Below are 13,077 nucleotides of genomic sequence, written 5' to 3' on the forward strand. Positions count from 1 at the left end.
GGAGAACATCGGAGCATTCACCCGAACGTCGGTGTCGGGCGAATGCTCAGGCTCGTTGGGCGAGGAAACTGACCTGCACCTCGTCACCTGCCGTGAGCTCGGTCACTTCCTCATCGACGACGATGAGGCAGTTCGCCTCGGCCAGTGACGCCAACAGGTGCGAGCCGCCTGCCCCGACCGGTTGCACCAGGTACTGCTCGCTGCCTCGGTCCCGAAGGAGCTGGCCCCGGAGGTAGCCGCGCCGGTCCGCTGTGGAGCTGACCGGCGAGAGCAGCTCTGCTGTGATCACCCGACGGTAGGGGTTGCTCTTGCCCAACGCGGCCCTGATCAGCGGTCGGACCAGCACCTCGAAGACCACCAGCGCGCTCACCGGGTTGCCCGGCAGCAGGAAGGTCGGAACCCGATCCGGCCCCAACCTGCCGAAACCCTGGGTGGAGCCGGGATGAATCGCGACCCGGGACATGTCGATGTCACCCAGTTCCGCCAGCGTCGCGCGGACGTCCTTGCCGACCGTGCCGCCGACGCCGCCGACGATGACGACGACCTCGGAGAGCAGCAGCCGTCCCTCGACGACCTCGTGCAGCCGCCGTGTCTCCGCGCTGACGATGCCCACCCTGGTCACCTCGGCCCCGGCATCCCGGGCAGCTGCGGCGAGCGCATAGGTATTGACGTCGTAGACCTGGCCGCCGCCGGGTGTGCGGTCGATATCGACCAGCTCCTCACCCACCGAGATGATCGACACCCTCGGGCGGGGATGGACCAGCACCTTGTTCCGGCCGACCGCCGCGAGGAGGCCGACCTGGGCCGCGCCGATCACCGCGCCGCGCCGCACTGCCACGTCGCCGGTCTGGACGTCCTCCCCCTCACGCCGTACGAACGCGGCGGAGGGGACGGACTGGTTCACGGTGACCTTGGCCGGATGCTCGTCGGTGTAGTCCAACGGCACCACGGCATCGGCGAGCGTCGGCAGCGGCGCTCCGGTGTTGACCCGGACCAGTTGGCCCGGCTGGAGTCTTCGCGGCTGCCGCGAACCGGCGACGATCTCGCCGACCACCGGAAGGGTGATCGGCTGTTCCGCCGCCTGCTGTACGTCGACGCTGCGCACCGCGTAGCCGTCCACGGCAGCCTGGTCGAAACCAGGCAGGGCGCGTTCGGCCACCACATCCTCGGCACAGAGCAGGCCCTGTGCCTCCGAGATGGCCACGCGGACCGGGGAGGGCCGCACGGCAGCGGCGAGCACCCTGGCCAACTGCTCGTCTACCGACCTCATCGTTATCGGACCTCACCGTTGTGCATGAGGGCGCTGCCCTCGGTTTCGAGAGCCTGTTCGGCGAACCCGCGAACCGACTGTGCGTTACTCAGACGGTTTCTCGCGGGGCTGGTGCCAAGCGACGTATCCACCTGGATCTCCGCTCAATCGGAGTGGGTTCACGAAACACGCTTTGGGGAGTCCCGTCACCCCGCGGCTTTCACCGCGCGACGTCGGACAACCTTTGACTCAACCATTCCCGCAGCTCGGGGCCATACTCGGGGTTCTCGAGTGCGAAGTCCACTGCGGCACGCAGAAAACCACCCGGGTTACCCAGGTCGTGGCGTCCGCCCCGGTGCACGACGACGTGTACGGGGTGACCTTCCTCGATCAGCAGCGCCACCGCGTCGGTGAGCTGCAATTCGCCGCCCGCGCCCGGTTCGATTCGCTCCAGGGCATCGAAAACGGCCCGGTCCAATAGGTAACGACCGGCAGCGGCGAAAGTGGACGGTGCCGCCTCGGGGGCAGGCTTCTCCACCATGCCCTTGACCCGGAGTACGTCCTCGGTACCGGTGGGCTCGACGTCGAAGACGCCATAGGCAGAGATCTGTTCGCGCGGGATGTCGAAAGCGCAGAGCACACTGCCGCCGAACTGCTTGCGCACCTCGGCCATCTCGGTCAGGGCGCCGGTCGGCAACACCAGGTCGTCCGGCAGCAACACGGCGACCGCGTCGTCTTCCTCGGTCAGGTTCGGCAGGGCGCAGGCCACCGCGTGACCGAGTCCCAATGCCTTCTCCTGGATGGCCACCTCGGCCTGCACCAGGGCGGGGGCGCGGCGCACCTTCGCCAGCAGGGCGTCCTTGCCCCGATCGGCGAGGGTCTGCTCCAAGTCCGGACGGCTTTGGAAGTGCTTGGCGACCGAGGACTTCTCAGGTGAGGTCACGATGACCAACCGCTCGGCGCCCGCCTCTGCGGCCTCGGCGGCCACGAGTTCGATGGCGGGTGTGTCGACCACGGGGAGAAGTTCCTTCGGCACCGACTTCGTAGTGGGGAGGAAGCGAGTCCCCAATCCTGCGGCGGGCACGATGGCTGTGCGGAAGGCACGCGTCGGGCTCATGGCTGTGGAGCCTATCGTCAGGGCCGATTCGCGACGACGCAATCATGATCGTCGATACACGGTGCGCGACCATCGGCGGGCCGATTGCGAAGTATCGTCGAGGTCATGACCGCCGATCGGCGTCCCACGCCCGCTGCCGAGACCACCAAGGGGCAGTGGCGGACCCGACTGAAGGCGGCCCGGCGCGCGATCCCCGCCACATCACGGGCAGCCGAGGCTTCGGCGCTGGTCACGGCTCTGTTGGCCAAAGGACCTGAGCTCACGGGCACGACCGTCTGCGCCTACCTACCGGTAGGATCGGAACCTGGCTCGCCCGAGATGGTCGAGTCGCTGCATCAGAGTGGCATCCGTGTCCTGCTCCCCGTGGTCGGCGCGCAAGGCCCGCTGGACTGGGCGGTCTACACCGGCCGGGACGGCCTGCGACCCGGCCCGTTCGGACTACAGGAGCCAGCAGGCCCGAGGCTGGGGTGCGCTGCGATTCGCACGGCAGGGTTGTTGCTGGTCCCCGCGCTGGCCGTGGACCGAAGCGGAGTACGGCTGGGCAGGGGCGGCGGGTACTACGATCGATCGTTGCCCGCTGTCGATCCGAGGGCAACGCTGGCGGGAGTAGTGCGCGATGAGGAGTTTCTCGACGATCGGCTCCCGGCCGAACCGCACGATGTCCTGATGACCTCGGTGTTGACTCCACACGGCGGTCTGCGTTCGCTGGTGAGCGGCTAGCGGCGCGAACCAAGGTTTGCGTAGTCGTTGAGAATAGGCGCATTATTCATCTGGCACTCCCACTCGATGAGTGCCAGCAGATGTCCCGGAGGAAACGCTGTGCCCACTTACCAGTACGCGTGCACCGCTTGCGACCACCGCTTCGAGGCGGTGCAGAGCTTCAGCGAGTCGTCGCTCACCGAGTGCCCGGAGTGCCAGGGCAGGCTGCGCAAGCTCTTCTCCTCGGTGGGCATCGTGTTCAAGGGCAGCGGCTTCTACCGCACCGACAGCCGCAGCGGCAATGGCGACGGCGCGACCTCGACGGTGAAGTCGGAGTCCAGCTCGTCCACTGAGAAGAAGTCCGACTCCGGTACCTCGAAGTCGACGGAGAGCAGCTCCTCCACGTCGAGCACGTCGAGCACCTCGGGTTCCTCCGGTTCGTCGAGTAGTTCGTCCGGCTCGGGCAGCTCCAGCAGTGGCGCGAAGGCTGCGGCGACGTCCTCCTCCTGATCCGATACCCCGCCCGTCGACATACGGGCGCGCGGACGCCCAGGCCAGGGCTGTGACGGTGCGGTAGCCGACCGACGCATCGTCACGGCCGCCTGGCCACATCGCACGCTCCCCCGCCGAGTCGCCACCGGCGCCGCAGCTGCGCTGCCACTCGTCTACGTCTCTCGCTTATACCGCCGAAGCGCCCATCGGCTCTTCGCCTGCGGCACTGACTCCGCGTAGTTGTCCACAACCGCCGAGTTGTCCACAGATCTGCTCTCACGACGTCCCCACCCTCAGCCGGGCGCCTAGCGTCGGCAAGGTCGATTGATCGGACCCGGTGGGGAGGCAGAGATGGCATCCGGACGACTGAGCCCCGCGCTGCGCGACCGGCTGCGCAGTCTCATTCCAGGCAGCCGGTGGGTACGCGTGGTGCTATTGCGCCGCTTCCTCGCCGTCACGCTGGTGACGCTGGCCTGCGCCCTGGCCCTGCTGGAGAGTCGCCCCGACGAGCAGGCCACGGTGCCCGCGTTGTTCGCCACCCGTGACTTGGCCCCCGGCGCCGTGCTCCGTGACGCCGATGTCCGCCCGGGGCGACTACCCGAGGGCGCGGCGCCGAACGGCCTGCTCGCCGAGCCCACCGACATCGTGGGCAAGGTGCTCGCGGGCGGCGCACGCCGGGGCGAGGCGCTCACCGACGTCCGAATCGTCGGCAGACAACTGACCACGCTCACGGTGGGTACCCACAGCGCGTCCGCCGTGGGGATCCGGCTGGCCGATGGCGAGCTGGCCGAGCTGCTGCACCCCGGCAAACGGGTGGATGTGGTGTCGATCGATCCCGATCTCGGCGAGGGCGCGGTGCTGGCCGAGGATGCGGTCGTCGTCTCGGTCCGACCGCACGAACCCGGGGATAACAGCAGGTTGATCGTGGTCGCCTTACCCGGCGATATCGCCCCCGAGGTGGCATCGGCCTCGCTGGTCAACGACATGACGATCACGCTGGGTTGACTATCGGTCGCTGACCGGAATGACACCGGCGCCATCGATTGACTACCGTTCCCGGCGGATACCAACGCGGAGTAGGTCACCGTGAGCGATGACAGCTCTGTCGTTCCCCTGCCTGAAGAGAGAGACGGATGTTCAAGGGTTTCAAAGACTTCCTGATGCGCGGCAATGTGATCGACCTGGCGGTCGCGGTCGTGATCGGCGCCGCCTTCACCTCGATCGTCACCGCGTTCACCACCAATCTGATCCAGCCGATCGTGGACGCCATCGGCCCTGCGGAGACCGGCAATCTCGGAATCAGGATCGGTACCCGGCCCGATGGCACGGCGATCAGCATCGACTTCGGTGCGGTGCTCACCGCCACGGTCAACTTCCTCATCGTGGCGGCCGTCGTCTACTTCATCTTCGTGCTGCCGATGAACAAGCTCCAGCAGCGTCGCAAGCGCGGCGAGGAGGACGGCCCGGCCGAGCCGACCGACGTGGAGCTGTTGACCGAGATCCGCGACCTGCTGCGGACCCAGCACGGGGCGCAGTCGGAGCAGGCCGACCGGGTGGCGCGATCGGAACGGGTCGAACGGGTCGACAACTAGGGACTACGCGGACTGCTGGACTCAGCCGTGGTGTGGCGGGCGGTTCTCCCGGTACCAGTCGTCACCACGGCCGGAGTCGTCCCTGGCGTTCTCGTCTCGCTCGTCACTGGTGGTGGCGGGCAGCACGTCGCCGAACACCTCCTGCAGGCGGCTCGCGGAGACAGCGGCTCGCGCGGGGCGCCCGCCGTCGGGCCGTTCGTCCTTGCCGGAGTCCATCTCTCGATTATGCCGCGCCGACTCGCCCGCTCCGCCCGTGTCCCCGGGGCATCCGTACCGCCTGTTCCACAGACATCGACTTGGGCGCCCTCGTGGACGGCGACACGCATCGATAATGGCCACAAGAACGGCGACAACATGGGAGAGGAACCGCCATGAGCAACTTCCTGGACAAGGCCAAGGAGCTCGCCGCGCAGGCGCGAGAGCGGGGCGGCAGCGTCGCGGAGAAGGTCGGCGACGCAGCGGCCAAGGGCGTCGGTGTCATCGCGGACAAGGCCGACGAGATGACCGGTGGCAAGTACACCGAGAAGATCGAAGACGTCAGCGAGAAGATCGAGGGCGTCCTAGACCCGAACGGCAACACCAAGAAGGACGACGACAAGTGACGTCGAATAGTTGAAGCACGTCTGGAGCCGACCCGAGGTGTCGGGCGGCTCCAGACGGTGAGTGGTCGAGGCTGTCAGGGCGTCTCGAGGCTGGAGAGCTCCTCGATGACGTGGGTGACCAACGGGCTCAGAGTGGCCATTCCGTCTCGTACCGCAGAACGCGACCCCGCGATGTTCACCACCAGGGTGCTACCGGAGACACCGACCAGGCCACGTGAGATTCCCGCGTCCACCGCACCCGCGGCCAACCCGGAGGCGCGCAAGGCCTCGGCGATTCCGGGAATCGGCCGGTCCAGCACGCCTGCTGTCGCGTCGGGCGTGACGTCCCTCGGCGACACCCCGGTCCCGCCGACGGTGATCACCAGATCGACGCCGCCGATCACCGCCGTGTTCAACGCATTGCGAATGTCGACCAACTCGCCCGGCACCACAACGCTGCCATCGACGATGAATCCGGTCTCCTCCAGAAGTTCAGTGACCAACGGGCCGGTGACGTCTTCGTACTCCCCCTGCGTGACCCGATCGTCCACGATCACGACGAGGGCACGGCCTAGACGCTGCGCACTGCGTTCCATACCGATCACCGTAGTAGGCACACGGGACAGCAGATCGGACATCCGCCGAAGGCCCCCCTGAATGTCGCCTGCGGCGACTAACGACTGTCCGCTGACTGTGACGGTCATCCCGCCCGCGTTGGCTTCGGTTCCCACATCACTGGTCTTCATGATTCTCACCCACCGGCCGTCTGACTACCCAATGTGACATCTACTGTTCGTTCCGAGCCACCACCGTCGAGCACGGTGAGTGTCACCTCTTGTCCCGGTTCCTGGGAGCGCACGGCCGCGACCAACGCGTCCCGTCCCTGGATAAGTCGATCGTCGAGCTTCGTGATCAGTTCGCCTTGCTGCAGGCCTGCCCCGCTGGCCGGGCCGTCGGCGACGACCTCCATGATCTCGGCGCCGCTACCAGCCCTCGGGTCGCCGACGCTCACCCCGAGCACCGCCTGCGTCGCCTGGCCGGTGTCGATGATCTCCTCGGCGATACGTCGTGCGTGGTCGATCGGGATGGCGAAGCCAAGACCGACCGAACCTGCCTCCTGCTGCTGGCCGCCGCGCGGGCTGTAGATCGCCGAGTTGACGCCGATGACCCGGCCCTGCATGTCGACGAGCGGGCCACCGGAGTTGCCCGGGTTGATGGCGGCGTCGGTCTGCACCGCGTCCAGAACCGTCGCCACGTCGGATTCCGATTCGCCGCCTGCGGCCACCGGCCGGTCGAGGGAGGAGATGATGCCGGAGGTGACCGTGCCCGCCAGGCCGAACGGCGATCCGATCGCCACGGTCTCCGCCCCGACAGCCAGGTCGTCGGACCTGCCCAGTTCGGCCGGGGTCAGGCCGGACACTCCCTCGGCGCGCACCACCGCCAGGTCGGACGTCGGATCGCGGCCCTCGATCTGTGCTCTAGCGGTGGAGCCGTCATCGAAGGCGACCGTGATCTCGCCGCCCTCGGCTGCCGGTGCGACCACGTGGTTGTTGGTCAGGATCAGGCCGTCGTCGCTGAGGATGATGCCTGATCCGCCGCCCGCGCTCTGCTGACTGACGACTTCGAGCTGTACGACGCTGGGCAGGACCTTGTCCGCCACCTGTTGCACGGAGCCGTCCGGCGCGTCGGAGGCGTTTCTGGCCGCCGGACGTTCCTGATCGAGCGAGTTCACCGTGTTGCCGTCGTCGCCGAGCTGGTATCCGACGAGTCCGCCGACACCGCCGGAGACTCCCCCGACCAGCAGCGACAGGGCGACGATTCCGGCGATCATCCCGCCGCGCCTGCTGGGCCGTCCGCCTGCAGGCTGGTCCCGATAGGAGTGCGCGAAGTGCTGCCCGTAACCGGGCGTGCCCGGGTTGGTGCCTGCTGTTCCCTCCGGCCCGCCGACACCGGGCTGGGTGACGGTCTGCCCGGTGTAGGGCCCGGCGCCTGCCTGCTGCTGCGCGGGCTGACCGCCATAGGGTCCTGCGGGGAAGGTCTGACCGGTGGGCTGATGTGTCCCCTGCGGCCCCGTGCCCGACTGGGCGTCCGCGCCGGTCACCCGGGCCCCGTAGGGCGCCGCTCCCAGGCCGCTGCTGGGCGGGAAGCCGCCGCCGGTCTGCTGTCCTTGCGGTCGCTCCGGGAAGGTCTGTCCGGTGGGCTTCGCCTGCTCGATCGGGTTGTCCGGTCCTGGCTCGGACTGCGCCGCACCCGAGGGGGTCGGCTGCTCGCCCGGTGTGTCGCGGTCGGCGTCGTGCAAAGGGATTCCGTGCCGAGGTGTGTCGGCACCGGCGGCATTCGACCCGAGATGGTCCTGGCCCCCGGCGGTCGGCTCAGGCTCGTCACTCGGACCATTCGAGGTGTGCTCGCTCATGCCCCCACTGTGCACCGCGAGGCTGAGAACGGCCTGAGATCAAGCTGGGGGTTCCCAGCGGTTGTGGCAGGCGGTCAGGCCACGCCTGCCCGCCCGGATGAAGCAGGCGGCAGGCCGCTGCCGCGCTCGAACGCACACCTACCTGCGCGCGAGCGCTCCGCGCAGCCGGTCACCCGTTCGCAGAACGGTCCCCGCGCGATCCTGATCTTCGTGGCATTCGTCACGAGCATGCGCGGGTGCGATCGGCGGTGCACGGCCGGACGTGAAATCGAACGACGGCGGTTACCCGCCCCCGACTCAGCCCAAGGCGCGCAGCCGCTCGGCGGTCTGCTCGGGTGTCGCGTCGCCGATCCACACGCCCATCCCGGATTCCGAGCCGGCGAGGTATTTCAGCCGGTCCGGTCCTCGAAGCACCGAGAACACCTCCATCCGCAGCCAGCACAGTTCGCGCTCGGTTCGGATGGGTGCCTGGTGCCATCCCGCGATGTAGGGCAGCGGTCGGTCGTAGAGCCGGTCCAGCCTGCCCAACACGTCGAGGTAGATCTCGGCGAACTCGTCGCGCTCGGCGTCGGACAACGCAGGCAGGTCGGGCACCGGCCGATGCGGCACGAGTTGGATCTCGACCGGCCAGCGCGCCGCGGGCGGTACGAACGCCGTCCAGTGCTCGCCGGAGCGGATCACTCGGGTCCCTGCGGCACGTTCGGCAGCCAGGATGTCGCCGACCAGGTGCCTGCCGTGCTCGACGAGATACGGGCCGGCCATCTCCAGATGGCGCGCGGTGCGGGGCGTGACGAAGGGGTATCCGTAGATCTGGCCGTGCGGGTGGTGCAGCGTCACCCCGATCTCCTCGCCTCGGTTCTCGAAGCAGAAGACCTGTTCGACGCCGGGCATCTCGCTCAGGGCCGCCGTGCGGTCGGCCCAGGCATCGACCACGGTCCGCACGCGGCTGGCCGGGAGTTGCCCGAAGGAGGTCGTGTGGTCGGAGGTGAAGCACACCACCTCGCAGCGCCCGGTGGCCGGGAAGGCCGTGACCAGCGGGATCCCGTCGTTCTCCAACACCACCGCAGCGGTCTCCGGCAGATCCTGCGCGAAGGACGGGAACCGGTTCTCGAAGACCACGACGTCGTAGTCCGACTCGGGGATCTCCGACGGACGCTCCGGCGTGGTGGGGCAGAGCGGGCAGGCGTCGGCGGGCGGCTTGTAGGTCCTGGACTGCCGGTGTGCGGCAATCCCGACCCATTCCCCGGTGAACGGGTCGCACCGCATCTCCGGACGTGGATCCCGCGCCGGGAGATCCCGGGTATCGACAGCGGTCCGCGTCGGTGCGGCGTCATCCTCGTCGAAGTAGATGATCTCGCGACCGTCTGCCATGCGGGCACTGGTCCGGCGCACCTGGCCACCTCCGTGAAAGCGCTACTGACGCGTTGCGGTTCGTAACGAGGCCGGCGATTCAGGCCCGGTCAACCGGCGCGTCCGGGCAACCGCAACATGAACAGCGCGCCCCCTTGCGGAGCACGTCCTACTGACACACTGCCGCCGTGCCGCTCGGCCGCCTGCTTGACGATCGCCAGCCCGAGGCCGGAACCAGGCAGGGTTCGAGCTTCCGACGAACGATAGAACCTCTCGAAGACATGAGGCATGTCGGCCTCTGCGATCCCCGGTCCCGAATCGGCAACCTCGAACGCGACGCTCCCGTGGGAGTCCTGAGCCAGGTTGACCTGCACAGCACCGTCGGATGGGCTCCATTTCGCGGCGTTGTCGAGCAGGTTCAACACGGCTCGTTCCAGGGCGTTTGCATCACCGAGCAACCACCAGGGCGTCAGCGAGACCTCGAAATCGATATCGGGGGCCCGCCGTCGCGCCCGGTCGACCGCCCTTTCGATCACCTCGACGAGGTCGACCGGCTCGTGCACGACCTGGGGCGCGTCCTCCCTCGCCAGCTCGACCAGGTCTCCGACCAGCGTGGACAGCTCGTTGATCTGGGCTCGGACATCGTCGTAGATCTCGGCGCGATCCTGCTCTGCGAGCTCGGGAGCGTCCGGTCTGCTGGATGCCAGCAGCAATTCGATGTTGGTCCGCAACGAGGTCAGCGGGGTGCGCAACTCGTGGCCCGCATCGGCCACCAGTCTTCGCTGTCGTTCCTGGGATTCGGCGAGTACGCCGAGCATGACGTTGAAGCTGGTGGTCAGTCTGGCCAGTTCGTCGTCTCCGGAAACCTCGATCGGTCGCAGGTCCCCGGTGCGGGAGATGCGCTCGGTCGCGGCGGTCAACTCGCTCACCGGCCGTAGCGCGGTCCGAGCCACCGCGGTGCCCGCTGCGGCCGCCACGCCGACGCCGAGGCCGCCTGCCACCGCCACCACGACGGCCATCCTGCCGAGGGTGGCCTTGATGTCGTCCAGTGGTTGGGCCACCACGAGGCTGGAGCCGGGCTGGATGGGCAGGGTGATGACTCGGGAGTCGGAGGCGACGTCGGTCCGCAGTGAGTACGACAGTTCGCCCTTGGCCACCGCCAGTTCCTTGGGTCCGACCGGGGGCTGTTTCGCGCCGCCGAAGACGACCGCGCCGCTCTCGTAGACCTCCGCGATCTGCACGTCGGCCGCGGCGAACAGCGCGGCGGGAGCCGAGTCCAACCGGGCGTTGGACACCCGAGGTCCCTCGGCGGCCTGGGCGGCGCGTTCGAAGAGGCTGTCGTCAAGTTGGTCGTAGAGGCTGTTGTAGACCGTCACGAAGGCACCCAGCGAGGTCAGCGCCACCGCTGTGCCGACACAGAGTGCGGCCAACAAGGCGACCCGGGTGCGCAACGCCACCCGTTGGCGCCAGCTCTCCAACCGGCCCGGCGCTCGCTCCCGATCCGCCTCGGCCTCCGTCGAGCCCATCGTCACGGCGCCGTCTCCCTCAGGACGTATCCGACGCCTCGGACGGTATGGATCAGCCGGGGTTCGCCCGCGCCCTCGGTCTTGCGCCGGAGGTAGCCGATGTAGACCTCCAGGGCATTGCCGGAGGTGGGAAAGTCGTAGCCCCAGACCTCCTCCAGGATGCGGCTGCGGGTCAGCACCTGACGCGGATGAGCCAGCAACAGCTCCAGCAGGGAGAACTCGGTGCGGGTGAGGCTGATCGGACGCTGCGCGCGCCGGACCTCCCTCGTGGCGGTGTCCAAGGAGAGATCGGCGAAGCACAACGGCGGCGGCAGGTCGTCGTGTCCGCTGTCGGGTTCCGACGTCGTCCGCCGCAACAACGCCCGCAATCGGGCGAGCAGCTCTTCGAGGGCGAACGGCTTGGGTAGATAGTCGTCGGCGCCCGCGTCGAGGCCCGACACCCGATCCGACACGGCGTCGCGGGCGGTGAGAACCAGGATAGGCAGGTCGTCTCCGGTACCGCGCAGGCGTCTGCACACCTCGAGTCCGTCCAGGCGCGGCATCATCACGTCGAGGACCATCGCGTCGGGGCGCTGGGCGGTGACGGCGTCCAGGGCTTGGAGCCCGTCGGCGGCGAGCTCGACCTGGTAACCGTTGAACTGCAGTGACCGTCGCAGCGACTCGCGTACGGCACGGTCGTCGTCGACCACGAGGATGCGCATGGGGCCAGTGTCACCTCTCGCCCTGAGAGCGACCTGAGAACAGCGGGTCGGGCGAAATCAGTCGATAGCGATCGGCAGGATCAGGACCCTGAATCACGGGGTAGCGGCGCGTTCCACCGTCGCCACAGCGCCAGCACCCGGAGGCCGACGACCAGGGTCGATCCGATGAGGGCGACGGGACCGGCGCTCCAACCGGCGAGGTCCCCGATGCCGACGACCACGGTGCCGGTCAGCGCCGCGACCGCATAGATCTCGCGGCGCAGTACCAACGGCACCTCCCGTAGCAGCAGGTCACGCAGCATTCCGCCGCCGATTCCGGTGATCACTCCGATCAGGCAGGCCGTGTAGACCGGGGCTCCCAACGCGAGTGCGGTGGCGGTGCCGGAGGTGACGAATAACCCGAGTCCGACCGCGTCGGCGAGCAGGACGGCGCGCCGCAGCCGGGCCAGCTGCGGGTGGAACTGGAAGGCGAGCAGGCCTGCGCTTCCGGAGACCAGGAGATAGCGCCAGTCCTGAAGCGTGGTCGGTGGGTGCACGCCGAGCATCAGGTCCCGGACGACCCCGCCACCCAGGGCCGTCACCATGCCGAGCACGACGATCCCGAACAGATCCAGCCTGGCCCGGACGGCGGCCAGCGCGCCCGATACGGCGAAAGCCGCCACCCCGAGGAACTCCAACACGAGCAGCACGGAGTCCGAGCGTACGGATCCGGGCCGCCATCAGCAGCTCTCGTCCGCGAAATGGGAGTGGAGACCTCGGCCACCCGGGGTCCGGTTCGCTGTCAGTCGGGCAGCCGCCGGGGTGGCAGGTCAGTGTCGGGGCGGCGGCTCACCGATCGGCGTCGGGCGCCGAGTAGTCGAGGATCTCCGCAGCGAACATCGCCACCAGTTCGATGCCGCCGATCTCGGCCAGGTTCTCCCCGGCGGCTTTCCACTCCGGCGTGCGCAGGGCCGCCCGCATCGACTCGTGGGACTCGAAGTACATCTCGGCGATCAGATGGGGCTCGGCGTCCCCGAGGAAGCCGGGAAGGTAGGTCCGGGTGACCCGGCCGAGTTCGGTTCGCACCAGGCCGGGTGTCTTGGCGACCAAGGGCAGGTGCGAGGCGAGGTACCTCGCGTCGAAGTCGGGGTCGCTCGGTCTCCGGTACAGCGCGATGTACTTGATCATCTTCTGCTCCCACCATCGGCGTTTCGTCCCCGAAGTGTCCGGTTCGGCGGGCGAATGCAACAGCGCCAGCCGGGTCGAACCTCGGTGCTCGCGCCGCACCGGTCTCCCCCGATCTCGGGATGGGCAATCATCTCGAATTGATCAAGTTGAAAGTTTCCAACGTCTAAGCGTAAGCAATACCGGGATCATG

Annotated in this window: 15 protein-coding genes and 1 pseudogene; 5 read left to right on the forward strand and 11 right to left on the reverse strand. The window is 68.3% G+C overall.

Going from position 1 to position 13,077, the window contains the following annotated elements; genetic code table 11:
* Positions 1-46: 46 nt before the first annotated feature.
* Positions 47-1,270 (reverse strand): molybdotransferase-like divisome protein Glp, encoded by a 1,224-nt coding sequence (glp, locus tag BKA25_RS23940; protein ID WP_069846459.1) that lies wholly within the window; start codon positions 1,268-1,270, stop codon positions 47-49.
* Positions 1,271-1,469: 199 nt separating this feature from the next.
* A complete protein-coding gene (locus BKA25_RS23945; RefSeq protein ID WP_069846458.1) occupies positions 1,470-2,366 on the reverse strand; it encodes a UTP--glucose-1-phosphate uridylyltransferase in 897 nt (298 codons plus the stop codon).
* 105 nt (positions 2,367-2,471) lie between these two features.
* Between BKA25_RS23945 and BKA25_RS23950 the strand changes: the two genes are divergently transcribed.
* Positions 2,472-3,086, forward strand: a complete 615-nt coding sequence (locus BKA25_RS23950) for a 5-formyltetrahydrofolate cyclo-ligase (protein ID WP_069853235.1) — start codon at positions 2,472-2,474, stop codon at positions 3,084-3,086.
* 66 nt (positions 3,087-3,152) lie between these two features.
* Positions 3,153-3,278: pseudogene (locus tag BKA25_RS28130) on the forward strand (FmdB family zinc ribbon protein); the annotation flags it as partial.
* Between the two features lie 62 nt (positions 3,279-3,340).
* On the opposite strand, the gene BKA25_RS28135 reads toward BKA25_RS28130, so the two are convergent.
* Positions 3,341-3,598: a hypothetical protein gene (locus tag BKA25_RS28135; RefSeq protein ID WP_069846456.1), complete on the reverse strand. Its 258-nt coding sequence runs from the start codon at positions 3,596-3,598 to the stop codon at positions 3,341-3,343.
* Positions 3,599-3,908: 310 nt separating this feature from the next.
* Here BKA25_RS28135 and BKA25_RS23960 point away from each other — a divergent pair, with 310 nt between their 5' ends.
* Positions 3,909-4,562 carry an SAF domain-containing protein gene (locus tag BKA25_RS23960; protein WP_084642469.1) on the forward strand — a complete coding sequence of 218 codons (654 nt, stop codon included), beginning with the start codon at positions 3,909-3,911 and terminating at the stop codon, positions 4,560-4,562.
* A gap of 128 nt (positions 4,563-4,690) precedes the next feature.
* Entirely contained in the window at positions 4,691-5,149 is a 459-nt protein-coding gene (gene mscL / locus BKA25_RS23965; protein WP_069846455.1) for a large-conductance mechanosensitive channel protein MscL, read from the forward strand.
* 21 nt (positions 5,150-5,170) lie between these two features.
* Here the strand turns inward: mscL and BKA25_RS23970 are convergent, their stop codons facing one another.
* Positions 5,171-5,365 carry a hypothetical protein gene (locus tag BKA25_RS23970; protein ID WP_069846453.1) on the reverse strand — a complete coding sequence of 65 codons (195 nt, stop codon included), beginning with the start codon at positions 5,363-5,365 and terminating at the stop codon, positions 5,171-5,173.
* A gap of 155 nt (positions 5,366-5,520) precedes the next feature.
* Here BKA25_RS23970 and BKA25_RS23975 point away from each other — a divergent pair, with 155 nt between their 5' ends.
* On the forward strand, positions 5,521-5,751 hold the full coding sequence (locus BKA25_RS23975) for an Rv0909 family putative TA system antitoxin (RefSeq protein WP_069846452.1): 231 nt from the start codon (positions 5,521-5,523) through the stop codon (positions 5,749-5,751).
* A 74-nt stretch (positions 5,752-5,825) separates the two neighbouring features.
* Here the strand turns inward: BKA25_RS23975 and BKA25_RS23980 are convergent, their stop codons facing one another.
* The 7 genes from BKA25_RS23980 to BKA25_RS24010 all read right to left on the reverse strand — a co-directional run bounded on the left by BKA25_RS23980 (position 5,826) and on the right by BKA25_RS24010 (position 12,986).
* The gene (locus tag BKA25_RS23980; RefSeq protein WP_069846450.1) at positions 5,826-6,326 is read right to left on the reverse strand and encodes a MogA/MoaB family molybdenum cofactor biosynthesis protein; all 501 of its coding nucleotides are present in this window, start codon (positions 6,324-6,326) and stop codon (positions 5,826-5,828) included.
* Between the two features lie 155 nt (positions 6,327-6,481).
* Positions 6,482-8,143, reverse strand: coding sequence for a S1C family serine protease (locus BKA25_RS28140; protein WP_236750467.1), 1,662 nt, complete (start codon positions 8,141-8,143; stop codon positions 6,482-6,484).
* A gap of 297 nt (positions 8,144-8,440) precedes the next feature.
* Entirely contained in the window at positions 8,441-9,535 is a 1,095-nt protein-coding gene (gene galT / locus BKA25_RS23990; RefSeq protein ID WP_069846448.1) for a galactose-1-phosphate uridylyltransferase, read from the reverse strand.
* Positions 9,536-9,603: 68 nt separating this feature from the next.
* The gene (locus BKA25_RS23995) at positions 9,604-11,019 is read right to left on the reverse strand and encodes a sensor histidine kinase (RefSeq protein ID WP_069846447.1); all 1,416 of its coding nucleotides are present in this window, start codon (positions 11,017-11,019) and stop codon (positions 9,604-9,606) included.
* Positions 11,020-11,021: 2 nt separating this feature from the next.
* On the reverse strand, positions 11,022-11,720 hold the full coding sequence (locus BKA25_RS24000; RefSeq protein WP_069846445.1) for a response regulator transcription factor: 699 nt from the start codon (positions 11,718-11,720) through the stop codon (positions 11,022-11,024).
* Positions 11,721-11,800: 80 nt separating this feature from the next.
* Positions 11,801-12,409 (reverse strand): trimeric intracellular cation channel family protein, encoded by a 609-nt coding sequence (locus BKA25_RS24005; protein ID WP_069846444.1) that lies wholly within the window; start codon positions 12,407-12,409, stop codon positions 11,801-11,803.
* A 139-nt stretch (positions 12,410-12,548) separates the two neighbouring features.
* Positions 12,549-12,986 (reverse strand): EthD family reductase, encoded by a 438-nt coding sequence (locus tag BKA25_RS24010; RefSeq protein ID WP_236750466.1) that lies wholly within the window; start codon positions 12,984-12,986, stop codon positions 12,549-12,551.
* Positions 12,987-13,077 lie beyond the last annotated feature (91 nt).

Origin of the sequence: Actinoalloteichus hymeniacidonis (assembly GCF_014203365.1) — a bacterium.
In the GTDB taxonomy this organism is placed as follows: domain Bacteria; phylum Actinomycetota; class Actinomycetes; order Mycobacteriales; family Pseudonocardiaceae; genus Actinoalloteichus_A; species Actinoalloteichus_A hymeniacidonis.